Below are 1,355 nucleotides of genomic sequence, written 5' to 3'. Positions count from 1 at the left end.
ACTCTCCACGAGTGAATGATCAACATAAGCTCCCATCTCATTAATAAAAGCAAAAACCTTTACTCACATAAAATATAAGAAAAACACGAAAAAAAGAATATTGCTTCATTCACGAAAAAAGCACACACCATTATATATCTTATCCGCACTCTTACATTCTTCCTTGCTTCCAAGCCGATTTCACGACAGTACCCATATATAGCATAATGTAGAATCCGGAATCATCCTTTACGCTTTACAAGCAAAAAGCCAACAGCAGAAACCTATTTTCAAGCTTCCAATATTTTAAGGTCAATCAGTATACTTCCAGCGTCTAATATTGCACTTTTATTGCATTAAAGCTCTTCATAAGAAGTATTTCCTTTTCAAATGGCGTTGTCTCCACGCCAATTTCTCTTGTAACATAGACAAATAAATAATTTTTATTCACTCAATAATAAGAGTATTTAAAACGCGTAAAAGTTTATGATATTGGACTTTTTCACTCAAATGAAAAACATAATTATCATTTTAATCTATTAATGAAAATAAGTTATAATTTTTTTCACCTTAAACCGCTCGTAAAAAGTATATTTAGCCCCTTCTCAAACAATTTTATTCACATTGCCTTCTTGTGAGATACAAACAAATGACTCTATTTCTTCCTCACAAGAGAGTTTTGAAAGAAGAAAAGTATTTTGTGTTAGAGTTCTTACTTAAGTTGGTAAATGATAAAGTATCATTATAAATAACTTGCCATACTAAATATAGCGTACAATTTTCTTGGCTTCAGGAAAACAAAAAGACTATTATTTGTTACAAACAAAAGAGGAAGCATCCTTTGAATGCCCTCGATAAAGAGGAAGCTTTATAATGTTAAGAATTGTCCCATAAGGAATCAACATCAACAGGCTCATAACAATTTTTACCGAAAAATCACCAAAAGCAAGTGAGAGCCAAACTGGCATGCCTATCCCTCCCAAAACAGTACTCTCCACTAGAGAACTATCAGCATAGCCTGTTATCCTATCAAGAACGGCAAAAAAGCTAGAAAAAGCAAGAGAAAAAAACAGCACTGTATCCAAAGCCGAACCAACCAATGCTGCTGCTAAAGGTGCTTTCCACCATGTTTTACGTCGCAACGGAGTAAAAACAATAATATCAAGGAGTTGCCCAAATAAAAATGCCAGACTAGAGGCAATTGCAAGCCGTGGGGTCGCCAATACCCAAGAAACAAAGACACCCGCAAAAAAACCAGCATAAACCACACGCCGCGCAGCAGATGGACCATAAAAACGATTGGTCAAATCATTAATCAGAAAAGCAAATGGATAGGTAAAAGCCCCATAAGTCAACAGCTCATTCAAATCAAACCA

1 protein-coding gene is annotated in these 1,355 nt (G+C 35.0%); it reads right to left on the bottom strand.

All coding sequences use genetic code 11. The features are described from left to right. Positions 1-788: 788 nt before the first annotated feature. On the bottom strand, positions 789-1,355 hold a 567-nt coding region (locus ACFIO3_RS04935; protein WP_375704151.1), incomplete at its 5' end, for a VUT family protein.

It is taken from the genome of Bartonella sp. AD328YNZD (assembly GCF_042196425.1).
This window is presented reverse-complemented; position numbering and strand designations above follow the sequence as displayed.